17 protein-coding genes are annotated in these 23,426 nt (G+C 73.7%); 12 read left to right on the forward strand and 5 right to left on the reverse strand.

Annotation, left to right across the window (positions count from 1 at the left end; genetic code table 11):
• A complete protein-coding gene (locus tag GE115_RS16485) occupies positions 1-573 on the forward strand; it encodes a P-loop nucleotide/nucleoside kinase family protein (RefSeq protein ID WP_153685863.1) in 573 nt (190 codons plus the stop codon).
• Entirely contained in the window at positions 573-1,322 is a 750-nt protein-coding gene (locus tag GE115_RS16490) for a YaaA family protein (protein ID WP_312855283.1), read from the forward strand. The genes GE115_RS16485 and GE115_RS16490 overlap by 1 nt, the downstream gene beginning before the upstream one ends.
• 70 nt (positions 1,323-1,392) lie before the next feature.
• Here GE115_RS16490 and GE115_RS18630 read toward each other — a convergent pair whose 3' ends face one another.
• Positions 1,393-1,980 carry a DNA-3-methyladenine glycosylase I gene (locus GE115_RS18630; protein WP_312855295.1) on the reverse strand — a complete coding sequence of 196 codons (588 nt, stop codon included), beginning with the start codon at positions 1,978-1,980 and terminating at the stop codon, positions 1,393-1,395.
• 5 nt (positions 1,981-1,985) lie between these two features.
• Positions 1,986-2,477, reverse strand: coding sequence for a methylated-DNA--[protein]-cysteine S-methyltransferase (locus tag GE115_RS18635; protein ID WP_153685864.1), 492 nt, complete (start codon positions 2,475-2,477; stop codon positions 1,986-1,988).
• 200 nt (positions 2,478-2,677) lie between these two features.
• Here GE115_RS18635 and GE115_RS16505 point away from each other — a divergent pair, with 200 nt between their 5' ends.
• The gene (locus GE115_RS16505; protein WP_172979987.1) at positions 2,678-3,949 is read left to right on the forward strand and encodes a DUF4192 family protein; all 1,272 of its coding nucleotides are present in this window, start codon (positions 2,678-2,680) and stop codon (positions 3,947-3,949) included.
• Here the strand turns inward: GE115_RS16505 and GE115_RS16510 are convergent.
• The 3 genes from GE115_RS16510 to GE115_RS16520 are packed head-to-tail and all read right to left on the reverse strand — an operon-like array spanning position 3,912 to position 7,256.
• On the reverse strand, positions 3,912-5,363 hold the full coding sequence (locus GE115_RS16510; protein ID WP_153685866.1) for an NAD(P)/FAD-dependent oxidoreductase: 1,452 nt from the start codon (positions 5,361-5,363) through the stop codon (positions 3,912-3,914). The genes GE115_RS16505 and GE115_RS16510 overlap by 38 nt on opposite strands.
• Positions 5,363-6,751: an aspartate aminotransferase family protein gene (locus GE115_RS16515; protein WP_153685867.1), complete on the reverse strand. Its 1,389-nt coding sequence runs from the start codon at positions 6,749-6,751 to the stop codon at positions 5,363-5,365. The genes GE115_RS16510 and GE115_RS16515 overlap by 1 nt, the downstream gene beginning before the upstream one ends.
• A 25-nt stretch (positions 6,752-6,776) precedes the next feature.
• The gene (locus GE115_RS16520) at positions 6,777-7,256 is read right to left on the reverse strand and encodes an Lrp/AsnC family transcriptional regulator (RefSeq protein ID WP_153685868.1); all 480 of its coding nucleotides are present in this window, start codon (positions 7,254-7,256) and stop codon (positions 6,777-6,779) included.
• 173 nt (positions 7,257-7,429) lie between these two features.
• Here GE115_RS16520 and GE115_RS16525 point away from each other — a divergent pair, with 173 nt between their 5' ends.
• The 9 genes from GE115_RS16525 (at position 7,430) to GE115_RS16565 (ending at position 23,362) form a co-directional block, all read left to right on the forward strand.
• Entirely contained in the window at positions 7,430-8,866 is a 1,437-nt protein-coding gene (locus GE115_RS16525; protein WP_153685869.1) for a gamma-aminobutyraldehyde dehydrogenase, read from the forward strand.
• 26 nt (positions 8,867-8,892) lie between these two features.
• Positions 8,893-9,843, forward strand: a complete 951-nt coding sequence (locus GE115_RS16530; protein WP_153685870.1) for an FHA domain-containing protein — start codon at positions 8,893-8,895, stop codon at positions 9,841-9,843.
• A complete protein-coding gene (locus GE115_RS16535; RefSeq protein ID WP_312855284.1) occupies positions 9,840-10,640 on the forward strand; it encodes a PP2C family protein-serine/threonine phosphatase in 801 nt (266 codons plus the stop codon). Before GE115_RS16530 ends, GE115_RS16535 begins: the two co-directional genes overlap by 4 nt.
• Positions 10,641-10,776: 136 nt before the next feature.
• Positions 10,777-12,207 carry a serine/threonine-protein kinase gene (locus GE115_RS16540; RefSeq protein WP_312855285.1) on the forward strand — a complete coding sequence of 477 codons (1,431 nt, stop codon included), beginning with the start codon at positions 10,777-10,779 and terminating at the stop codon, positions 12,205-12,207.
• A gap of 35 nt (positions 12,208-12,242) precedes the next feature.
• Positions 12,243-18,098 (forward strand): Ig-like domain-containing protein, encoded by a 5,856-nt coding sequence (locus tag GE115_RS16545; protein ID WP_172979989.1) that lies wholly within the window; start codon positions 12,243-12,245, stop codon positions 18,096-18,098.
• Between the two features lie 27 nt (positions 18,099-18,125).
• Complete coding sequence (locus GE115_RS16550; RefSeq protein WP_153685873.1) at positions 18,126-19,097, forward strand: AAA family ATPase; 972 nt, start codon at positions 18,126-18,128, stop codon at positions 19,095-19,097.
• 1 nt (position 19,098) lies between these two features.
• The gene (locus GE115_RS16555) at positions 19,099-20,406 is read left to right on the forward strand and encodes a DUF58 domain-containing protein (protein ID WP_153685874.1); all 1,308 of its coding nucleotides are present in this window, start codon (positions 19,099-19,101) and stop codon (positions 20,404-20,406) included.
• Complete coding sequence (locus GE115_RS16560; RefSeq protein WP_153685875.1) at positions 20,403-22,826, forward strand: transglutaminase TgpA family protein; 2,424 nt, start codon at positions 20,403-20,405, stop codon at positions 22,824-22,826. The genes GE115_RS16555 and GE115_RS16560 overlap by 4 nt, the downstream gene beginning before the upstream one ends.
• Entirely contained in the window at positions 22,823-23,362 is a 540-nt protein-coding gene (locus tag GE115_RS16565; protein WP_312855286.1) for an FHA domain-containing protein, read from the forward strand. The genes GE115_RS16560 and GE115_RS16565 overlap by 4 nt, the downstream gene beginning before the upstream one ends.
• Positions 23,363-23,426 lie beyond the last annotated feature (64 nt).

Below are 23,426 nucleotides of genomic sequence, written 5' to 3' on the forward strand. Positions count from 1 at the left end.
ATGCCGGGGGAGCAGCCGATCGACCGCCAGTTCGGTGACCTGAGCGTCACCCAACTCATCGTGATGGCCGGGCTGCCGGGTGCGGGTAAGTCGACGATCGGGGAGATCGTCGGCGCCCGCCTCGGCGCCACGGTCGTCTCCGTGGATCCCATCGAGTCCGCGATCCTGCGGGCCGGGATCGACGCCGACGAGCCCACCGGCCTCGCCGCCTACCTGGTCGCCGAGGAGATCGCCCGCAAGGAGCTCCACGCCGGCCGTACGGTCATCGTCGACGCCGTGAACGCGGGTGAGGCCGCGCGCCTGCAGTGGCGCGACCTCGCCACCGAGACCGAGGCGCGCCTGCGCGTGATCGAGGTGGTCTGCTCGGACGAGTCGGTGCATCGCAGTCGTCTCGAGAAGCGCGAGCGCGGGCTTCCGCACCTCGAGGAGACCACCTGGCGCGCCGTCGAGCAGAGCCTCGAGGGTTACGCGCCGTGGATCGGCCCGTGCGCCTCGCTGCCGAGGGTCACCATCGACAGCGTCGGCACCCTCGGAGAGAACGTGGACGCGGCGCTCGCGTTCATCGGCTCCTAGTGCTCCTGCTCCTGCCGCCATCGGAGACCAAGCGCGACGGCGGCGAGGGCGGCGCCCTCGACCTCACGGGACTGTCGTTCCCCTCGCTCACGCCGGTCCGGCGCCGACTGGTGGCGGATGTCTCGGCCCTCGCGGCGGATCCGGCGGCGATGATGCGTGCGCTGAGGCTCGGGCCGCGCCAGTCGGCGGAAGTCGCCCGGAACGCCGCGATCCGCTCGTCACCCCGCATGCCGGCCCTGGACCGGTACACCGGGGTGCTCTACGACGCGCTCGATGCTCCGTCGCTCGACGCCGCGTCGCGTGAGTTCGCCGCATCGCGCGTCGCCGTGCACTCGGCCCTCTTCGGCCTTCTCGGCGCGATGGACGAGATCCCGGCCTACCGGCTCTCACACGACTCGCGCGTGGGCCCGGAGCGCCTGCGTGCGCGCTGGCGCGCGCCGATCGAGCGCGTGCTCGCCGAGCGCGGGGGACTGATCGTCGACCTCCGTTCGGAGGGATACGCCGAACTCGGCCCGGCGCCTGCCCGGCCCGATTCGGTGTTCGTCCGTGTCGTGGCGGAGGACGGCGCCGGGCGCCGTCGAGCCCTCAATCACTTCAACAAGCGGGCGAAGGGCCTGTTCACGCGGGCGCTGCTCGAGCACCGTCCGCAGCTCGAGACCACGGGCGACCTGCTCGCCTGGGCGGACTCGGCGGGCTTCCGCCTGGACGCCGCCGGCGCGCAGCCGCATGAGCTCGAACTCGTCGCATAGCGCGCGGCGCGGCGGGCGGCGCGCACGCGTGCCGCGCACACGCGGCGCGACGCTCGCCTCGCGACACCCGTCAGGCTGCTTCGCTCGCGCGGAAACACCCCGTGAGGTGGTCGTCGACCATGCCGCATGCCTGCATCAGCGCGTACATCGTGGTGGGGCCGACGAAGCGATACCCGCGCGAGCGGAGCGCCGTGCTCATCGCGGTCGACTCGGCGGTCACGGCCGGGACGTCGGCGAAGGACGCGGGGCGTTCGCGCCCGCCGGGGTCGGGTGCGAAGCTCCAGAGCAACGCCTCGAGCGGTTCGTCGAGTGCGAGGGTCGCCCGTGCGTTGCCGATGGCGGCCTCGATCTTGCCTCGGTGACGGATGATCCGCTCATCGGCGAGCAGGCGCTCGACGTCGGCCTCGGTCATGGCGGCCACACGCTCGGGCTCGAAGCCGTGGAACACCTCGCGGAACGCCTCGCGCCGGCGGAGGATGGTGATCCACGAGAGGCCGGCCTGGAACCCTTCCAGGCAGAGCTTCTCGAACAGGCGGACGGGGTCGTGCTGCGGCCGGCCCCATTCCTCGTCGTGGTATCGCCGATACTCGGCGTCGCCGGCGCCCCACGCGCATCGCGTGAGTCCGTCGTCGCCCAGGATCAGTTCGGGTCGGGGGATGACGCTCACGCAGCGAAGCCGATCGCCTCGTGGCCGAGCAGCCACTGCTTCGTGGGTACGCCCTCGCCGCCGGAGTAGCCCGTGATGCGCCCGTCGCCGGCGAGCACGCGGTGGCAGCCGACGATGATCGGCACCGGGTTGGCGCCGACCGCGCCGCCGATCGCTCGGGCGGCGCCCGGCCGCCCGACGGCTGCCGCGAGCGCACCGTACGAGATCGCCTCGCCCCAGCCGAGTCGGGCGAGTTCTGCCCAGACCGCCTGCTGGAACGGCGTGCCGGTGAGCCGGACGGGCAGGTCGAACGAGGTGCGGGCGCCCGCGAAGTACTCCTCGAGCTGCGCGGTCGCGGTCTCGAGCACGGGGCAGGAGCGGTCGGGGAGGTCGTCGTGGGGGAGCGAGCCGCCGCGCTCGATGGTGAGCGCGGTCACGGCCTCGCCGTCGGAACGGATCTCGAGGCGCCCGATGGGGCTGTCGATGCGGGTCAGGAACACGTCGGTCATGATTCGAGCGTAGGCCGGGCCACCGACCTCGGCTCGCGGGAATCGGACATCGCGGGAGGCCTGCCGCGATCGCTCGGTTGTGCAGGAGAGCTCGCCGCGGCCGCGGCAGTGCTCCTCCCCAGCCGCGGCTCACGGGCATGGCTCCACGCCGCGCGGGCGGGCCGCTCGCAGAGGCCGGCGGCGAGGCCACGCTGCGGGGCATGACCACCATCCTCCGCGCCGAATCCGCGCACGACTTCCTGGCCCTCATCCCCACGCTCGCCGGCTACCGGCCGAGGCGATCGCTCGTGTGGGTCGCCTTCCACGGCAACCGCACCGCGGGCGTGATCCGCTTCGATCTGCCCCGCCGGGCCGCCGATCGCGAACCGGTCGTGACCGCGGGCATCGGCATGCTGTGCCGGCTCGACGGTGTCGATGCGGTAGTGCCCATCGCCTACACCGACGCGCGATTCGCCGGTCGGGGCGGGGCCGGTGCCCGCGCGCTGCTGCGGATCGCGATCCGTCGCGCCGAGGAGGCGGGATTCCACGTCCGCGACGGCTTCGTCGTCGCGGGTGACGCGTGGGCGTCGGTCAGGGATCGCACGGCGCCGCCTGACGGGTACGAGCTCGCGCTGATCGAGTCGGCCACCTCGCACCGGGAGGCGGGTGGCCGGCGCGGCCCCGCCGATCCGTCGGATTCGACCGACCTCGCCGAACTCATCACCGACAGCGAGTTGCCCCTCGTCGACCGCCCCGAGGCGGACGAGGTCGCGCGAGTGGTGCACCTGCTGTCGGACGCAGGCGCCGGGGGCGGACGGGCCCGTGCCCGCGAGCGCGAAGCGCTCCTCGAGCGGCTCGGCGGCCTCGCCGACCCGGTCGAGTGCATCGAGCTCGCGCTCGCGGGCGAGGAGGCCCGAGCGCCGCTCGACGCGGTCGCGCTCGGATGGCTCGCCCACCTCGCGGGACGACCCGCGTACCGCGACGCGATGATGCTGCAGATCGCCTTCGGTCGCATGCTCGGCGAGGTCGCGCTCGACGAGGCGGTCGTCGACCTTCCCGAGGAGGAACTCGACGACGGCCCGGCGGCACCCCTCGATGACGGGCAGGATGCGTCCCACCGCGAGGTCGCCGAACTCCTCGGCGACCTGTTGCTCGGGCTGTCGACGCACCGCCCCGACGTCGACCGGGTGCGGTGCGGCTTCGCGCTGTTCCGGCGCGTCGCCGCGGCCGCGCCGGCCGAGCACCGGGCGGGGGCGTTGTGCGTCGCCGCGTGGCTCGCGTGGAGCCTCGGGCGGGGTTCGGTCGCCGGGGCGCTGCTCGACCGCGCGCTCGAGGCGACGCCGGGGCATCCGATGGCCGCGTTGCTGACGACCTACCTGGGCACCGGCGCCCTGCCCGAGTGGGCGTTCGCCGCGGTCGCCCGCCCGGGGGGCGGGGGCGACGGCGCGGCGCCGCTCAGTGGCCGACGAGGGGCCCGATCGCGCGGGCGATGAACGAGGGGCGACGGGTGAGGCGTTCCTCGGCGTCGGCGAGGCCCATGCCGATGACGCCGAGGTTCGCGCCGGCGAAGCGCAGCGGCTCGGGCTCCCACAGGGGCGACCGGTGATTCGTCCAGGGCAGCCGCGTGAGTTCGGTGTCGCGGCCGAGCATGAGGTCGGCGAGCGTGCGGCCGGCGAGGTTCGTGGTCGACAGGCCGTCGCCGACGTAGCCGCCCGCGAAGCCGACGCCGGTCTTCGGATTGAAGCTCGCCGTCGCGTGCCAGTCGCGGGCGATGCCGAGCGGGCCGCCCCACCGGTGCGTGACGCGCGCGTCGCCCACGGCGGGGAACAGCTCCCCGAGGGTCGCACGCAGGTGGCTGAAGACCCGGTCGTCCTGCTCGGAGGCCGGCGACAGGCGACTGCCCCAGTGGTAGCGGGCGCCGCGGCCGCCGAACGCGAACCGGTTGTCGGCGGTTCGCTGTCCGTACACGAGGAGGTGCCGGTAGTCGCTGAACGTCTGGCCGTGCTCGATGCCGATCTCGTCCCAGACGTCGTCGGCGAGGGGCTCGGTCGCGATCATGAGGGAGTAGATCGGCAGGATCCGCCGTTTCACGCGCGGCAGCGCGGCGCCGTACCCCTCGGTCGCGACGATCACCTGGCGCGCCGAGACGGTGCCGGTCGCGCCGCTGCCGTCGAGCGCGCGGAATCGCACCCGCCCGGCCGACCAGTCGAGCACTTCGGTGCGCTCGAAGATCGCGACGCCGAGCGACTCGACGACCGAGGCGAGCCCGCGCACGAGCTTGCCGGGGTGCACGCGGGCGCACGCCGGGTCGAAGACGGCCGCGGGCGTCTGGTCGTCGGCGCCCTCGACGCCGAACCGGCGGCCGACGGTGCCGGGTTCCCAGTACTCGAGTCGGTCGACGCCGAACCGGCCCGCCTCCTCGACGTCGGCTCGGGCGGTCGATCGCTGCACCTCGGTCCGTGCGAACAGCACGGTGCCGCCCGCGGCGAAGTCGCACTCGATGCCCTCGGCCGCCGTGACCCGACCGACCTCGGCGACCGTCTCGACCATGGCCCGGCGCATCGCGACCGCGGCCTCCCAGCCGTGCTCGCGTTCGAGCGAGGCGGCCGAGCGCGGGAACAGGGCCGAGCACCACCCGCCGTTGCGCCCTGACGCGCCGAAGCCGGCGATCTCCCGCTCGAGGACCGCGATGCGCAGGCTCGGGTCGGCCTTCGCGAGCGAGTACGCGGTCCAGAGGGCGGTGAGCCCGCCGCCGACGAGGCAGACGTCGAACCACGCGTTCGCGGTCAGCGAGCTGCGCGGACGCAGCGCATCGCGCCCCGAGGCGACGAGGTCGTCGAGCCAGAAGCTGGCGCGCCGGTAGGCCTCGGAGGCGGGATCCGCCTCGCGACGTGCGGCACGTCCCATCAGAGCCGGTTCGAGGCTTCGGTGAGCACGCTCCGCAGGATCTGCTCGATCTCCTGGAACTCGGGCACGCCGATCGTCAGCGGCGGGGCGAGCTGGATGACGGGGTCGCCGCGGTCGTCGGCGCGGCAGTAGAGGCCCGCGTCGAACAGCGCCTTGGAGAGGAAGCCGCGCAGCAGCCGCTCGGACTCGTCGTCGTCGAACGTCTCGCGGGTCGCCTTGTCCTTCACGAGTTCGATGCCGAAGAAGTACCCGTCGCCGCGCACGTCGCCGACGATCGGCACGTCGAGCAGCTTCTCGAGCTCGGCGCGGAACAGCGGCGAGTTCTCGCGAACGCGCTCGTTGAGGCCCTCCTCCTCGAAGATGTCGAGGTTCTCGAGGGCGACCGCGGCGGAGACGGGATGACCGCCGAACGTGTAGCCGTGGTAGAACGACGTGTTGCCCTCGGCGAACGGCGCGTAGATCTTCTCGGAGACGATCGTCGCGCCGATGGGGGAGTAGCCCGAGGTCATCGCCTTGGCGCACGTGATCATGTCGGGCACGTAGCCGTAGGCGTCGCACGCGAACATGTGGCCGATGCGGCCGAAGGCGCAGATGACCTCGTCGGAGACCAGCAGCACGTCGTACTGGTCGCAGATCTCGCGGACGCGCTTGAAGTAGCCGGGGGGCGGCGGGAAGCATCCGCCCGAGTTCTGCACGGGCTCCAGGAACACCGCGGCGACCGTCTCGGGGCCCTCGAAGAGGATCATCTCCTCGATGCGGTTGGCCGCCCAGATGCCGAACGCCTCGATGTCGTCGGCCGGTGCGCCCACCTCGGCCGCACGGTAGAAGTTCGTGTTCGGCACGCGGAAGCCGCCGGGGGTCACCGGCTCGAACATCTCCTTCATCGCGGGGATGCCCGTGATCGCGAGCGCGCCCTGCGGCGTGCCGTGATAGGCGACCGCGCGCGAGATCACCTTGTGCTTGGTCGGCCGGCCCTGCAGCTTCCAGAAGTACTTGGCGAGCTTGAACGCGGTCTCGACGGCCTCGCCGCCGCCGGTCGAGAAGAAGACTCGGTTCAGGTCGCCGGGCGCGTAGTCGGCGAGCCGGTCGGCGAGCTCGATGGCGGACGGGTGCGCGTAGCTCCAGATCGGGAAGAAGGCGAGCTGCTCGGCCTGCTTCGCGGCGACCTCGGCGAGGCGCTTGCGGCCGTGGCCGGCGTTCACCACGAACAGGCCGGAGAGTCCGTCGAAGTACTTGCGCCCCTCGGCGTCGTAGATGTGGTGGCCCTCGCCGCGCGTGATGATGGGCACACCGCCCGTCTCCATCGTCGACTGCCGGGCGAAGTGCATCCACAGGTGGTCCTTCGCCTGCTGCTGCAGGGCCGCGTTGTCGTAGGAGGGGCCGGTCATGATCTTCCCTTCGGCAGGGCGCGCGTCACCGCGTGCCCCAGTTGTAGAACTGCTTCTGCAGCTTGAGGTAGACGAACGTCTCGGTGGTCTGCACGCCCGGCAGGTTGCGGATCCGGGTGTTCAGCAGCGAGATGAGCTGGTCGTCGTTCTCGCAGACCACCTCGGCCAGCAGGTCGAAGCTGCCGGCTGTGAGCACGACGTAGTCGATCTCGGGGATGTCGGCCAGTTGCTCGGCGAGCTTGAGCGTGTCGCCGGCGGCGCGGATGCCGATCATCGCCTGGCGGGTGAAGCCGAGCTGCATCGGATCGGTCACCGCGACGATCTGCATCACGCCCGACTCGGTCAGCCGCTGCACGCGCTGGCGGACGGCGGCCTCTGACAGCCCGACCGCCTTGCCGATGTCGGCATAGGAGCGACGACCGTCGGCCTGGAGCTGCTCGATGATCGCCTTGGAGACGTCGTCGAGGTGCACCGGCCGTCGATCGGAACGCCCGTTGTTCGTCATGGCCACGATTCTGACAGTGACGGATGCCTCCCGCAAGGGATTCCGTCGAGATCACAGTGAATCGCGACGGATTCCACGGCGAAAGCTCGCGCCTGGCCTCGATTCCCGCCTAGCATGGGCGGCACGGCGCGCCGGCGCGGCCCGCGCCGCGGACATCCGAACGAGGAGCACCCATGACCGTCCCCACGCTCAGGAACTTCGTCGACGGCGAGTACGTCGACGCTCGCGGCGAGGGCCGCATCGACCTGGTCGACCCGGCGACCGAGGAGGTCTACGCGCACGCGCCGGTCTCGATCGCCGCCGACATCGACGCGGCCTACTCGGCGGCCTCGCGGGCCTTCGACGGCTGGGGCGACACCACCCCGGCCGAGCGGCAGCTCGCGCTGTTCCGCATCGCCGACGCGATGGCCGAACGCGCCGAGGAGTTCGCCGACCTGGAATGCCAGGACACCGGCAAGCCCCGGGCGTCCCTCGTCGCCGACGAGATCGATCAGTCCGTCGACCAGCTCCGGTTCTTCGCGGGTGCGGCGCGCAACCTCGAGGGGCGGGGCGCCGCGGAGTACCTCGCGGGCCACACCTCGTACGTGCGGCGCGAACCGATCGGCGTCGTCGGCCAGGTCACGCCGTGGAACTACCCGCTGAACATGGCCGTGTGGAAGATCGCCCCCGCGATCGCGGCCGGCAACACCGTGGTGCTGAAGCCCTCCGACACGACGCCCCTCGCGACCCTCAAGCTCGCCGAGGTCGCCGCCGAGTTCCTGCCGGCGGGGGTGCTCAACGTCGTCGTCGGCGACCGCGGCACCGGAGCGGCGCTGCTGCAGCACCCGACCCCGCAGATGGTCGCGATCACCGGGTCGGTGCGCGCGGGCATGGAGGTCGCGCGCGCCGCGGCCGACGACCTCAAGCGCGTGCACCTCGAGCTCGGCGGCAAGGCGCCCGCGGTCGTCTTCCAGGACGCGGACCCGGCGTTCGCCGCGGAGGGCATCGTCACCGCCGCCTTCTTCAACGCGGGCCAGGACTGCACCGCGGCGACGCGGGTCCTCGTGCACGAGTCGGTGCACGACGAGGTGGTCGCGGCGCTCACGGCGCGCATCCGGTCGCACGCGCGCACGGGCGGCCCGCGCGAGGACGGCGTGCTCTACGGGCCCCTGAACAACGCCGACCAGCTGGCCAGGGTGCAGGGCTTCCTCGAGCGGCTCCCCGGCCACGTGGAGGTGGCGGTCGGCGGCCGCCGGCAGGGCGAGCGCGGGTACTTCCACGAGGCGACGCTCGTGACGGGCGTCCGGCAGGACGACGAGGTCGTGCAGAGCGAGGTGTTCGGGCCGGTGCTCACCGTGCAGTCGTTCCGGGACGAGGCCGAGGCCCTCGCGCTCGCCAACGGCGTGCCGTACGCGCTCGCCGCGTCGGTGTGGACCGCCGATCACGGGCGGGCGATGCGGCTCGCGAAGCGGCTGGAGTTCGGCTGCGTATGGATCAACACGCACATCCCGTTCGTCTCCGACATGCCGCACGGGGGGTTCAAACACTCCGGCTACGGCAAGGACCTCTCGCAGTACGGCTTCGAGGACTACACGCGCGTCAAGCACGTGATGAGCTTCCTCGGCGCCTGATCGCGCGTGATGCCAGACTGGTCGGCATGGTGTCGGGCGAGGTGCGAGCAGCGGTTCCGACGGCTGCACCCCGTGAGGCCGGCGCCGAGAGCTCGCCCGCCTGGGAGGTGTTCGTCGGCGAGCGGTTCATCGCCGCGTTCGCCGCACCCGCGCCGGCGCGCGTGGCCCTCGCGTTCACCGAGGCGGCGAACGGACCGACCGCCGACCTCGAGGACCTGGTCGGGAGGATCCCGCTCGGCCCCGACGGCGTCGAGACGTTCGCGCTCATGTGGTGGCCGCCGACCGGCGACACCGTGACCGCCGTCGTCCGCGGCGACGCCGCGGTCGACCTCGCCTCGCCGGGCGGCCGGCGGCGGCTCGACGCGAGCGGCATCCGGCCGTGGCACCTGGCCGACTTCCGCGACGTGATCGCCTTGCGCGTCTCCTCGAGCGGCGCGCCGCTCGATGCGATGGACGATGCGGATGCCGCTCCGGTCGAGCCCTCCCGCCGGTTCCGCGCGCGCTCGGTCGAATGGCACGCGGTGGCCGGCGCCGAGGTCGCCAGCCCCGAGGCGCGCGGCGACGACGCCGGTGGCGCCGCCGGCGCCGAGGCATCCGCACCGGCGAGGTCGATCGCGTTCCGGATCGCCGGCGGCGAGCTGCGGCGATCCGCGGTCCCGGTGCTGATCGGCCGGCGTCCGAGCCGGCCGCTCGCGCTGCCCGAGCCGGTCGAGCTGATCCGCGTCGAGGGCGGCACCGGAGCGCTCTCGGCCACCCACCTCGAACTGCGACTCGAGGGCGGCCGCATCGTCGCGACCGACCTGCGCTCCACGAACGGCACGGTCGTGCGCACCGGATCGGGCACGCGGCGCATGCGCGCGGGCGAGTCGATCGTCGTCGCGCCGGGCACGGTGCTCGAACTCGGAGGCGATACCATCGTCGAGATCCTCCCGACCCAGGACGATCAGGCGCATCCCGACAGGCAGGCCCCCGCGTGACGCAGATCGGCAACGGCAACACCCGGTTCCGGGTGACCCTGCCCGGCGGCGCCGAGGTGCGGCTCGCGTGGTCGGCGATGACGCATACCGGCCTGCGCCGCGAGGTCAACGAGGACAGCTTCGTCGCCCAGCCGCCGGTGTTCGCCGTGGCCGACGGCATGGGCGGGCACGCCGCGGGCGACTTCGCGAGCGCGGCGGTCGTGACGCGCCTCGCCGAGCACGGCGGCCGCGACGCCGTCGGCACGCCCGAGATCGACCAGTCGTTGCGCCTCGCGGTTCAGGACATGGGCCGCGGCGCCGGCGTGACCGACGAGGGCAGCGGCACGACGGTCACCGGCGCCGCCCTCGGCTCGATCTCCGGCGAACCGGCCTGGCTCGTCTTCAACATCGGCGACTCGCGCGTCTACCGGCTCGTCGGCGGCGTGCTCGAGCAGCTCACCGTCGACCACTCGATCGTCCAGGAACTCGTCGACGCCGGCCAGATCACGCGTGATGAGGCCGACAGTCACCCTCACGCGAACGTGATCACGCGGGCGGTCGGGTTCCACGAGGCGCCCCTGCCCGACTACCGGGCGATCGCGATCGAACCCGGCATGCGGCTGCTCGTGTGCTCCGACGGGCTGACGAAGGAGCTCACCTCCTACGGGATCCGGCATTTCCTGCTCGCCAACCCGAAGGCCGAGCCCGCGGCTCGTGCCCTGCTCGACGCCGCACTGGGCAACGGCGGCCGCGACAACGTGACGGTCATCGTGGTCGACGTGATCGCGGTGACGCGGCCGACGGCAACCGTCGGCTGAGCGCCGCGCGACGTCGACCCGCAGGCGACGGCCGGCTTCGCATCGATCCGGCACCGATCCCGTGCCGCCGGGACCGGGCGTCCTTAGAATGGGCGCACGCGCGGGCTCCGCCCGCCGACCGACCCGATGGAGGAACGTGTCGCGGCGACTCCCGTCCACTCCGCCCAACCTTCCGGGCTTCGCGTTCGTCCGAGTCCTCGGTTCGGGCGGCTTCGCCGACGTGTTCCTCTACGAGCAGAACATGCCGCGGCGGCTCGTCGCGGTCAAGGTGCTGCTCGCCGAGGTCGTCAACGACGAGGTTCGCCAGATGTTCCAGGCCGAGGCCAACCTGATGGCGCAGCTCTCGAGCCATCCGGCGATCCTCACCGTGTTCCAGGCGAGCGTCGCCGCCGACGGCCGCCCCTACCTCGTCATGGAGTACTGCTCCTCGACGCTCGCGCAGCGGTACCGCGCGGTCGCGCTGCCGCTGAGCGAGATCCTCTCCACCGGCGTGCGCGTGGCCAGCGCGGTCGAGGCCGCGCACCGCCAGGGCGTGCTGCACCGCGACATCAAGCCGTCGAACATCCTGACCACCGCGTACGGGCACCCGGTGCTCTCGGACTTCGGCATCGCAGCGACGCTCGGGCGATCCGAGCAGGCCGATGCCGTGGGACTGTCCATCCCGTGGTCCGCGCCCGAGGTGCTGCGCGAGGAGGTGCCGGGCACGGTCGAGAGCGAGGTGTGGTCGCTGGGCGCCACCGTGTACTCGCTGCTCGCGGGCCGCAGCCCGTTCGAGATCCCGGGCGGCGAGAACGGTTCGACCGCCCTCATCTCGCGGATCGAGCGCGCGAAGGTGCCGCCGACCGGGCGCGCCGACGTTCCGCCCGAGCTCGAGGCGGCGCTCGCCAGGGCGATGAGTCGGCGGCCCGAGGAGCGACAGCCCGGCGCGCTGGCGTTCGCACGCGACCTGCAGGCCGTCGAGGAGCGACTGGGCCTTCCGCAGACCGAGGTCGACGTGACGGTCGAGGACTGGGCCACCGCAGTGGGCCTCGACGTCGACGAGCGCACGCGGGTGAGCGGCGAGCACGCGATCGCGTCGGTCGGCGGCGCGCGGCGCCGCCGGCGCCCGGCCACTCGACCAGCCGGGGGCCACGCGCCCGGTCAGCCCGGGCACCACGCCGAGCCGCGGGCGGCCGACGGCGTGACCGGCGCGCGCCAGGCAGGCGCGTCGGGGCGGCGGCTGGTCGTGCTCGTGACCGCCGCGGCCGTCGTGGCCATCGCGCTCGTCGTGGCCGTGACGATCCTGCTCGTGCGCTCGGCCGAGTCGATTCCGACGGTGACGGAGGTGCGCTCGTCGGTCGACGGCGAGCTCGTCGAGTTCGGCTGGGACGACCCGGGGCTCGCGGCCGGCGACAGCTACCTCGTGACGGTCGACGGCGTCGTCGAACCGGCACGGCGCGAGGCGGCCATCGTGGTCGATGCGTCCGGCCGCGACCAGGTGTGCGCGAGCGTGAGCGTCAGTCGCGACGGCCGCACGGGCGCCGCGAGCCCGCAGGAGTGCGTCGATCTCGGCAGCCCGGTGCCCTGATGCGCGCGCCCCGACTCGACGGCCGGAGATCGGCGGTGGCCACCGGCGCCGCCGTCGTCGCGCTGGTCGCCCTGGTCGGCGGAGTCGCGATCGCGTCCGACGGCTACCGCTCGGAACAGGTCGACCTCGGCGACGGCTCGGTCTGGGTCGTCAACGAGGACGCCGACGCGGTCGGCCGGGCCAACACGATGGTGCACGAGTTGAACGCCGCCGTCGAGCTCGACGCGAGCCGCGTCGACGTCGTGCAACGCGGTGCGACGGTGCTCGTCGTCGACGCCGACAACGCCAGGGTCTCGGTCATCGACCCCGCGACGGCCGCGATCACCGACACGGTGGCCGTGCCGCCGGAGGATCCGTCCGTCTCGATCGGCGGCTCCCGGGTCGTCATCTCCTCGGCAGGCGGGCTCTGGAGCGTGCCGATCTCCGAGTTCGCCGAGTTCGACGCCGATGCCGAACCCGACCTGACGTTCGGCCCCGAGGCCGTGACGAGCGTCGACGACGACGGCCGCGTGTTCGCCTTCCGGCCGATGACCGGGGAGCTCGTCGAGGTCGAGGCATCCGCCTCGACGACCGTCACGCGCCGCTGGCAGCTGGATCCGACGGCCGAACCCGAGGCGGTCGGCGAGCCGCCGCAGATCACGTCGGTCGCCGGGAGGTGGGCGGTCTACGACCCCGAGGCCGTCGCGCTCAGCCTCGACGGGCGGACCGTCGACCTCGCGCCGTTCCTCTCCACGGGCGACATCCCGCTGCTGCAGGCGCCCTCGACGACCGGCGACGCCGTCGCGATCGGCACGCGACGCGGGCTGCTCGAGGTGCCGCTCGACGGCGGCCGACCCGAGCTCACGGTCGCCGGCCGCGCCGGCGCGCCGGCCCAGCCCGTGCGGCACGAGGAGTGCCTGCACGCGGCGTGGGCCGAGGGCACGGCCTCGCGCGACTGCGGCGACGGCCCGCGCATCGTCGAGCTCGACGGGGCCGGCGCGGCCGCGACGCTCGTCTTCCGCGCGAACGGGGACGCGCTCGTGCTCGATGCACCCGGTCTCGGCCGCAGCTGGGCGGCCGCCGACGACTACGGCGTGATCGACGACTGGGAACTGCTGCTGGCCGACGTCCGCGACGATCGCACGATCGAGCGCAACGACCCGGCCACGGCGCCGACGGTCGAGACCACCCAGGCCGAGCCCACCGCGGTCGACGACGAGTTCGGCGCGCGACCCGGCCGGGCGACGCTGCTGCCGGTGCTGCTGAACGACTTCGATCCGAACGACGACGTGCTCGCGATCGCGAACGTCGACGGCACGCTGCCGCCCGGGGCGAGGCTCGACGTGGTCTCCGAGCGGCAGGAGCTCCAGCTCACGCTCGACGAGCAGGCGGAGGGCTCGTTCGCCTTCGCCTACACGATCGACGACGGTCGAACCGGCGTCGCGACGGCGAACGTCGTCGTCGAGGTCAGGGCCGACGACGAGAACGGGCCGCCCGAGCAGCGACGGGATGCCGCGGCCACCGTGTCCGCCGGCGGCCGGGTCACCGTTCCCGCACTCGGGGAATGGGTCGACCCCGACGGCGACCCGTTCTTCCTCGCCGAGGCATCCGTCGCCGGACCCGACCGGGTGACCTGGAGCGCCGACGGCGTCGTCGTCTTCAACGAGGCGACCGGGCCCGGCGGCCTGCGCACGGTGGGCCTGCTGGTCAGCGATGGCCGGGGCGGCGTGGGTGCGGGTGCGCTGCAGGTCGACGTCCCGGCGTCGGGCCGGGTGGCCCTCGTCGCCGAGTCCTTCATCCAGCTCGCGACGACGGGCGAGGAGATCTCGATCGAGCCGCTCCGGCACGTGCGCGGCGGAACGGGCCAGGTCGCGCTCGTCGCGGTGCCCGCGAAGCCGGATGCCACGATCACGGCCGACCTCGACCGCGGTACCTTCCGGTTCCAGAGCGCGGTGGCGCGCACCCACCTCATCGAGTACACCGTCACCGACGGCGTCGAACCGGTGACCGGCCGGATCCGGATCGAGGTGGAGGCGCCCCCCACCAGGGACACCACCCCGATCACGGTGCCGCACACGGCGTTCGTGCGCGCGGGGCAGGCGGTCGACATCGACGTGCTCGCGACCGACATCGACCCGGTCGGCGGGGTGCTGCTGCTCACCGGCCTCGACGACGCGCTCGAGGGCGGCGTTCGCGCCGAGGTCGTCGAGCACCGGGTCATCCGGGTGACCCTGTTCGGTCCGCTCCAGCATGGGTCGACCGAGGTGCGCTACCGCGTGAGCAACGGGCTCGCCGAGGCCGAGGGCGTCGTCACGATCATCGACGTCCCGCCGCCGCTCGTCCCGCAGCCGCCGGTCGCGGCGGACGATCGCGCGTCGGTGCGCACGGGCGACGTGATCGACATCCCCGTGCTCGCGAACGATGAGCATCCCGATGGCGACCCGCTCACCCTCTCGCCCGAGCTCGTCGCGCAGCCCGAGCGCGGCCTCGCGTTCGTCTCCGACGACCGGTTGCGTTACCTCGCGCCCGACCGGCCGGGCGAGTACCGCGCCGAGTACCGCGTCGACGGTCCCGACGGCCAGAACGCGAGCGCGGTCGTCGTGATCTCGGTGACCGACGCCGACCCGGCCTCGAACCGTCCGCCGGTGCCCTCCACGGTGACCGCGCGCGCACTCGCCGGCGAGACGGTGCGCATCCCCGTGCCGCTGACCGGCATCGACCCCGACGGCGACTCGGTTCAGCTGCTCGGCCAGGTGAGCGTGCCCGAGCGGGGCACCGTCGTGGCCACGGGCGCCGACCAGCTCGAGTACACGGCGGGCGAGTACTCGTCGGGCACCGACACCTTCCGGTACGAGGTGATGGACGCGCTCGGCGCGCGCGCCACCGCGACCGTGCGGGTGGGCATCGCGCCGCGACCCGACGGCGCCCGTGCTCCCGTCGCGTCGCGCGACGTGCTGACCGTGCGGCCCGGGCGGACGGTCGCCGTGCGCGCCCTCGCCAACGACACCGATCCCGACGGCGGCCCGCTGTCGATCGTCGGCGTCGAATCGAACGCCGGCGACGCGGAGGCCGAGGTCGTCGACGACGCGGTGGTCGTGCAGGTCCCGCCGCGCGAGGGCCGGTACTCGTTCGTCTACGAGATCCGGAACGAGCAGCAGGCGACCGCCTCCTCGTACATCCAGATCGACGCCGACGCCGACGCGCCGCTGTCGGCACCGGAGGTCTCCGACGTCGTGCTGGGCCTCAGCGAGATCGTCGGACGCGACCACGTCGACGTGGACGTGCTCGAGTCGACGTTCATCGCGGATGCGCCCCAGTCGCGCCCGCGCGTCGGCCTGGTGCGCGGCTACGACGACGGAGCCGTGGTCCGCGAGCGCGGCGACGTCAGGATCGAGATCCAGGACCGCCGGCGCATCGTGCCGTTCACGATCGGCCACCCCGACGACCCGACCCTCACGGCGACCGCCTTCATCCTGGTGCCCGGCCGCGACGACGCCGTGCCGCAGTTGCGGCGGGATGCCCCGGCGGTGCGCGTCGACAGCGGCGAGGAGGTGCGGCTCGACCTCGACGACTACGTGATCGCGGCGTCCGGCCGGCCCGTCCGGATCGCCGATCGTTCGTCGGTGCTCGCCTCGCACGGCGACGGCGGCGACCTGGTGGTCGACGAGGACACCGTGCGATTCCGCTCGGAGGCGGGCTACTTCGGTCCGGCGTCGATCTCGTTCGTCGCCGCCGACGGCGACCCGTCACGCGATCCCGATGCGCGAAGCGGCACCATCGTGATCCCGATCCAGGTGCGTCCGGCCGAGGGCCTGCCGCCGGCCTTCACCGGCGCCGTCGTCGACCTGCAACCCGACCAGTCGAAGCGCCTCGGCCTCGATCGCCTGACGAGCCGCGCCGACGGCGACGGCGACGAGGCATCCGATCTCGCGTACACGCTGGGACCGGTACCCGAGGGATTCACGGTGGACTTCGATGATGACGACAACGAGCTCACGGTGCGCGCCGACGGCGACGCACCGCACGGGCTGCGCGCCTCGCTGCGCGTCGCCGTGGCGGATGCCTCGGGCGAGGGCACGCCGGGAACCATCGAGCTGCGCGTGGTGCCGTCGACGCGACCGCTCGCGGAGCCCGTGCCCGATCACGCGGTCGCGGCCCGCGGGCGGACCACGGTGATCGACGTGCTCGAGAACGACCAGGTCGGCAATCCGTTCCCGCAGACGCCGCTGCGCGTGATCGGCGTGCGCGGAGCCGAGGCCGGGAGCTCGTCGGGCGCGGTCCGGGTGACCCCGAGCGACGACCGATCGAGGCTCACGGTCACGGTCTCGGAGTCGGCGCGACCCGGCAACACGACGGTGCAGTACCAGGTCGCCGACGCGACGGGCGACCCAAGCCGGTACGCCTGGGGCACGGTCGTGATCTCGGTGCAGGACCGGCCGGAGCCGGTCACCGACGCGCGGGTCACGGCGTTCGGCGACCGCTCGCTGAGCGTGGCGTTCGGCGCCGGGCCGTCGAACAACGCGCCGATCTCGGGCTACGAGATCACACTCGTCGACGCGGTCGACGGCGAGGTCGTCGGTCGCAGCGACTGCGCCACGACGACCTGCGCGGTGCCGACCCGCGGCAACGGCCAAGGCGCCGCCGTGCTCGTGCGCGTGCAGGCGCGCAACGCCATCGGGCTCTCCGACGCCGTCGAGGTCGCCGGCGCGGTGTGGTCCGACGTCGTGCCCGGCGCGCCGGCCGGCGTACAGGCGCTCCCGCTCGACGGGCGGCTGCGCGTGCAGTGGCGACCGGTCGACCCGGGCTCGGGCAGCCCCGTGCGCTCCTACGTCGTCACGGTCGCCGGCGTCGCGACCGAGGTCTCCAGCGGCGCCGCGTGCACGAGCAGCCTCTGCTCGGTCGACTCGCAGGCCCTCGCGAACGGCGGCCAGGTCCCCGTGTCGGTCAGCGCGCGCAACGAGGCGTACCCGGCGCTGACGGCGTGGAACTCGGCCGGCGCGGTCGGCACGCCGTTCGGTGCGCCGATCGCGGGCGCCATCCAGGTCGCGGCCGATCCCGCGGCCGGCGCCGTGACCGTCGTCTGGTCGCCGTTCGACGGCAACGGCGATGCGATCGGCGGCTACTTCGTGCAGCAGCTGGTGCCCGGCGCGACCGGAGCCCCCGGCGGACCGCAGGCGTGCGGTGTGACGACGCCGGCCCCGGGCACCGTCGTGGCGCCGACGAACGGCGGCAGCGTCGCGGCCTCCGTTCGCGTGGGGCCCGAGGTGACGAGCGTGCAGTTCACGGGCACGACGGCCGAGGCGACGACCTACTCGTTCATCGTCTGGGGGTACAACCGCGCGGGCTGCGTGCACACCGACGTGGCGGGCACCGTCGTGCGCGATGCGCCGGCGCCCGTCTCCGGGGTGACCAGCGAGATGGCCTGGCTCGGCGACAGCACCTGGGATCGCTACGTGTCGGGCGTGCAGACCACGGCGCCGACCGTGCAGATCGTCTCGGTCGACCGCAACGGCGTGCACCTCGGCGCGCCGCGCGCCTTCGCGGGCTCGGGCTGGCTGCGCGAACTGCTCGGGCGCCCCTACGGCGACACGGCCTACTTCCAGGTGCGGGGGTGCGCCGCGTGGGGCTCGTGCGGACCGTGGTCGGCCACGACACCGGCCGGCGAGAGCCCGTCGCTCACCTTCCAGATGCCCGGGCGAGCGTGGATCGAAGGCGAACGCCGCTGGGTGTGGGCCGGCCAGCCCGACAACGGGGGCCTCCGCGCCTCGTTCAGCTGCGGGCTCGACGGCGACCAGGCGGGACGCGCGGGCACCGGCCACGGCTCGTGCGAGGTGCCGGGCGCGCGCCCCGGCGACCGCGTCTGGTTGGATGTCGAGGTGGCCGGCGTGACCGCGAGGTTCTGGAACCGCTGACCTGTCCGGATCGCTGAGGAGCCCCGTATGAGCATGACCCCCGAGGATGCGACCCGCTTCGCGGCCGATCTCGATCGGCTCGTCGACGCGGTCGAGGAGGTCCTGCTCGGCAAGAACCGCATCGTGCGACTCGCGTTCACCGCGCTGCTGAGCGAGGGGCACCTCCTGCTCGAGGACGTCCCGGGCACCGGCAAGACCTCGCTCGCGCGCGCGATGGCGCAGTCGGTCTCGGGCTCGAGCAACCGCGTGCAGTTCACGCCCGACCTGCTGCCCAGCGACATCACGGGCGTCACCGTCTACGACCAGCGCACCGGGCGGTTCGACTTCCACCCGGGTCCCGTCTTCGCCTCGATCGTGCTCGCCGACGAGATCAACCGGGCGAGCCCCAAGACCCAGTCGGCCCTGCTCGAGGTGATGGAGGAGGGGCAGGTCACGGTCGACGGGCAGACCCATCCGGTGGGGCATCCGTTCATGGTGATCGCGACCCAGAACCCGATCGAGCAGGCGGGCACCTATCGGCTGCCGGAGGCGCAGCTCGACCGGTTCCTCATGCGCAGCTCGATCGGCTACCCCGATCACGCATCCACGATCCGCATCCTCGAGGGTGCCGACCAGCGCGCCCACGAGCACATCGTGCATCCGCAGCTCACCCCCGCGCAGATCGTGGAGATGGCCGACCTCGCGCGCACGGTGCACGTCGACCCGACGATCCACGATTACGTCTCGCGGCTCGTCGAGGCCACGCGCACCGCCAGGGAGGTGCGCCTCGGGGTGAGCGTGCGCGGAGCGCTCGGCCTGATCCGTGCGGCGAAGACCTACGCGGCCGGCCGCGGCCGGCACTACGTCGTACCCGACGACGTCAAGGCGCTCGCGGAGCCCGTGCTCGCGCACCGGCTCATCCTCGACGCCGAGGCGGAGTTCGACGGCGTGACCGCCTCCAACCTGATCGCCCAGGTGCTCATCGAGACGCCGCCACCCTCGGCGAGGCAGGCGGGGTGAGGTGAGCCCGCACACGCGCCGAGGGATCCCAGAGGATGCCGCGCGGCAGGGCCTGCTCGCGACGGTGATCGCGCGAGCGGTGCGCGCCGTCGGGCGGGCGGCGTCGTTCGCAGCCGGTGCGGCCGCCTGGGCGCGGCAGGTGGTCATGCCGACCGGCTGGGTGGTGCTGGCCTGCGGAGCCCTGTCGCTCGTCGCCGGCGTCGCGCTCGGATGGCTGGAGCTCATCGCCCTCGGCTGCGGGCTCGCGTTCGTGGCGGCGCTCGGGGCGCTGTGGCTGGTCGGGACGGGGGCGTCGAGGGTGACGCTCACGCTGCCGACCCCGCGCGTGTCGGTCGGCGAGCACGCCGAGGCGCGCATCGTCGCCGAGAACCCCGGCCGGCGTCGCTTCGGCGGCGTGCAGATCGAGGTGCCGGTCGGCGATCGGGTGATCGAGCGCGTGCTTCCGGCCCTGCCGCGCGGCGGACTCGTCGACGAGCGGCTGCCGATCCCCACCGATCGCCGCGGCGTCGTGACCGTCGGCCCGGCGCGCACGGTGCGCGCCGACCCGGTCGGCATCGTGCGCCGCGAGATCGTGTGGTCGGACGCCTCGCCCTTGCACGTGCATCCGCGCACCGTGCCGATCTCCACGCTCAGCACGGGCTTCGTACGCGACCTCGAAGGCACGCCCACCCGTGACCTCACGGCCAGCGACATCGCCTTCCACGCCCTTCGCGAGTACGTGGCGGGAGACGACCGGCGGCACATCCACTGGCGCAGCTCCGCGAAGACGGGCACGTTCATGGTCCGCCAGTTCGAGGAGACCCGGCGCAGCCGGCTGCTCGTGCTGCTCGACCTCGACCACGACGCGTACACGAGCGACGAGGAGTTCGAGCTCGCGGTGAGCGCCGCCGCATCGCTCGGCGCCCGCGCGCTGCGCGACGTGCGCTCGCTCGCCTTCATCGTGCCCGGCGAGGTGGGCGAGCGGTCGCCCGTCCGCGAGCTGCCCACGGTGTCGCATGACCGGCTCCTCGACGCGATGTGCCTCGTCGAGCGGCGACCGCGCATGGCGGCGCTGCCCGCGGTCGCGCGAGCGGCCTCCGAGGTGTTGTCGGGCGTCTCGCTCGCGTTCCTCGTCACGGGTTCGGCTCGACCGGTGACCCCGCTGCGCGCCGCCGCGGCGCGCCTGCCGCTCAACGTCGAGACCATCGGCATCCGCTGCGCCCCCGAGGGCGAGGCCGCCGTGCGACAGGCGGGCGGCATGATCGTGTTCGGCATCGGCTACCTCGAGGACCTGCAGGCGATGCTGGCTCGTCAGGCGTCGGTCGCATGAGCACCCGAGCGGCGTCGGCGCGGGCACCGGCTGGGGCGGTGGGGCCGGATCTGCCGGGTCGGCCTGGCGCGCCGCGTCGGCCGGGTCGGCCGGGCGGGCACGGCCGCTCGTACGCGGCCCGCGGGGGCCTGAGCCGGGTCGCGACGCTGGCCCTGCTCATCCTCATGTTCGCCGCCGCGCTGGTGCCGTGGTGGCCGATCTACGAGAGCGCCGCCTTCCTCGTGTGCGCCGCCGTCGGTGTGCTCGCGGGCCTCTCGATCGGCGTGGCCGGTGCGTCGCGGCGTTGGCCGGCCTGGCTCGTCGCGACGGCGATCGCGACGGCCTTCCTCGTCCTCGGCGTTCCCGCGGCGGTACCGAGCCGCGCGGTCCTCATCGTGCTGCCCACCCCTGCGGGCCTCGTCGACCTGCTCGCCGGGACTGCGCTCTCGTGGAAGGAACTGGTGACGGTCGCGCCACCCGTCGGCGCCTACCAGGCGCTGCTCGTGCCGGTCTTCCTGTCGACGCTCGTGGGCGCAGCCGTCGCGGCGACGCTCGCGCTGCGCACCCGCGTGCCGATCGCCGCCGCCCTGCCGCCGGCCGCCGTGTTCGTGACGGGCATCGCGTTCGGGGTCGTGCACGAGCAGTTCGCGGCCGCAGCGGGGCTCGCCTTCCTCGCGGCGACGGTGGCCTGGTTCGTGCGCGTCGCGATCGCCCGGCGCCGGGCGCTCATCGACGCCGGCGCCGCAGGCCGCGTCGAGGTCGCCCTGGCCGACGCGCGCCGTGTCGTCGGCGCCACCGTGATCCTCGCCGTCGCCCTGGTCGGCGCGTCGGTCGTCGCGATCGCGATGCCGACCCCGCAGCGCACCGTGATCCGCTCCGAGTTGCAGCCGCCGTTCGAACCCCGCGACCTCCGCAGTCCGCTCGCGGGATTCCGGACCGCCTTCGGGCCGGCCGCCGACGACCGCCCGATGCTCGAGGTGCGCGGGCTGCCCGCGGAGACGGGCCTGCGCCTCGCCGTACTCGACACGTACGACGGCATCGTGTATTCGGTGGGCGGCGACGACGGCCGGGCGCTGTCCGGGCGGTTCACGCGACTGCCGTACCGGATCGACCGCAGCGAGGTCGCCGGCGAGCCGACTCGGCTCGACGTGCACGTGCTCGGCTACGACGATGTCTGGGTGCCCGGCGCCGGGCTGCTCGAGCGGATCGAGTTCAGCGGTGCCCGGGCGGCGACGCTCGCCGACGGCTTCGTGCTCAACGACGTCACGGGCACCGGCGCGGTGCGGGGCGGGCTCGTGTCGGGCGACGCATTCACGGCCTGGTCGGTGGTGCCCGAGCCCCGCGCCGACCTCGCGGCGCTGCAACCCGGCACGACGGTGCTGCCTCCGACGCCCGAGCTGCCAGATCAGCTCCGGCAGTGGCTCGCCGCCCGGGCGCCCGCGTCGAGCGAGCCGGGCGAACGGCTCGAGGCAGTCGTCGACGCGCTCCACGCCGAGGGCTACGTGAGCCACGGCCAGGCGGGCGAGGTGGCGAGCCGGTCGGGACATGCGCTGGAGCGTCTCGACGACCTCGTCGCGGAGCGGCCGATCGTCGGCGACGGCGAGCAGTACGCGGTCGCCGCCGCGCTGATGGCCCGCGAGATCGGGTTCCCCGCCCGCGTCGTCGTGGGCTACCTGCCCGGTGACGAGGATGCCGGGGGGCCCGCACGCGGGTCGGCGGATGCCGCCGACGGGGGTGACGCCGTCGTCTTCACGGGCGACGACCTGCAGGCGTGGATCGAGGTGCAGGACGCCGGCGGCGCGTGGGTGCAGGTGGACCCCAACCCCGAGGTTCGCGAGATCCCGGAGCGCGAACCCGACGACCCCACGGTGGTCTCGCGGCCGCAGTCGATCGTGCCGCCCCCCGAGGAGCGCACGCCGGTCGACGACCTCGGCGAGGATCCCGCGCTCACCCCCGACGACGGCGACGACGCCGACGACGCGTGGATCGCGGTGCTGCTCGGGATCGTCGGATGGCTCGGCCTCATCGTGCTCGCGGGGGCGGTCCTCGCGAGCCCGTTCCTGTTCATCCTCGCCGCGAAGGCCCGGCGGAGGCGCATCCGGCGTCGGGCCGACTCGGCGGGTCGGCGCATCGAAGGGGCCTGGCAGGAGTTCGCGGATGCCGCGACCGACCACGGGCTCCGCGTCCCGCCGGGCACGCGGGCCGAGCAGGCGGCCGCGATCGGAGGGCTCGATGCGATCGTGCTGGCGGGCGTGGTCGACCGGGCGCTGTACGGACCGGGCGCGGCCGCCGACGGGGACGACGATCGGGTGTGGGCCGCGGTGACCGATCTCCGGCGCCGGCTCGCGGCCGAGGTGGGGCGACGCCGGGCGCTGCTGGCCGCGGTCTCGCTCGGATCGCTCGGCGGCTACGCTGTGTCTCGGAGAGGAGCGCGCGAGTGAGGTGCCGGATCTGCGACGCGGACCTGCCCGAAGGGGCGATGTTCTGCGGGGAGTGCGGTTCGTCGACGAGCGCGACCCCCGAGTCCCGTCGGCGCGACCCGCGACCGGGCGACACCGAGATCCTCGATCGCAAGGCGCTCACGACGGGCGTGGTGAGCGTGCCCGTCGCCGGCTTCCACCCGATCGCCGAACCCGCCGCGACGCCGTCGCCGGCACGGTTCGTGCTGCGGTTCAGCACCGGCGAGACGCGCACCGTCTCGGGCAGCGGGCTCGTCGGCCGCCGGCCGGTGCCGCAACCCGGTGAGCAGTTCGACCATCTCGTGCAGATCGGCGACCGCACGCTGTCGGTCTCCAAGACGCATCTCGAGTTCGGCGAGCACGACGGTGTGCTGTGGATCGCCGACCGGTTCTCCGGCAACGGCACGATCGTGCGTCGACCCGACGACGGGGCCCTCCGCTGCGAGCCGGGCCGCCGCTATCTGGTGCCCCGTGGCAGCACCGTGGAGCTCGCCGACCAGTCGTTCGAGGTCGAGTAGCCGGTCGCGCGCACCGCTTCTGCACAGGTCGCGGCCGCCCTGCGGCGCCCACGGAACGGGTGGC

Origin of the sequence: Agromyces agglutinans, from assembly GCF_009647605.1 — a bacterium.
GTDB classification, from domain to species: Bacteria; Actinomycetota; Actinomycetes; order Actinomycetales; family Microbacteriaceae; genus Agromyces; species Agromyces agglutinans.

What these genes read in the sequence shown, in the direction of transcription:
- GE115_RS16485 (WP_153685863.1), top strand. Translation starts at nt 1, where the DNA reads ATGCCGGGGGAGCAGCCGATCGACCGCCAGTTCGGTGACCTGAGCGTC.
- GE115_RS18635 (WP_153685864.1), bottom strand. Translation starts at nt 2,477, where the DNA reads ATGACCGACGTGTTCCTGACCCGCATCGACAGCCCCATCGGGCGCCTC.
- GE115_RS16505 (WP_172979987.1), top strand. Translation starts at nt 2,678, where the DNA reads ATGACCACCATCCTCCGCGCCGAATCCGCGCACGACTTCCTGGCCCTC.
- GE115_RS16510 (WP_153685866.1), bottom strand. Translation starts at nt 5,363, where the DNA reads ATGGGACGTGCCGCACGTCGCGAGGCGGATCCCGCCTCCGAGGCCTAC.
- GE115_RS16515 (WP_153685867.1), bottom strand. Translation starts at nt 6,751, where the DNA reads ATGACCGGCCCCTCCTACGACAACGCGGCCCTGCAGCAGCAGGCGAAG.
- GE115_RS16520 (WP_153685868.1), bottom strand. Translation starts at nt 7,256, where the DNA reads ATGACGAACAACGGGCGTTCCGATCGACGGCCGGTGCACCTCGACGAC.
- GE115_RS16525 (WP_153685869.1), top strand. Translation starts at nt 7,430, where the DNA reads ATGACCGTCCCCACGCTCAGGAACTTCGTCGACGGCGAGTACGTCGAC.
- GE115_RS16530 (WP_153685870.1), top strand. Translation starts at nt 8,893, where the DNA reads ATGGTGTCGGGCGAGGTGCGAGCAGCGGTTCCGACGGCTGCACCCCGT.
- GE115_RS16550 (WP_153685873.1), top strand. Translation starts at nt 18,126, where the DNA reads ATGAGCATGACCCCCGAGGATGCGACCCGCTTCGCGGCCGATCTCGAT.
- GE115_RS16560 (WP_153685875.1), top strand. Translation starts at nt 20,403, where the DNA reads ATGAGCACCCGAGCGGCGTCGGCGCGGGCACCGGCTGGGGCGGTGGGG.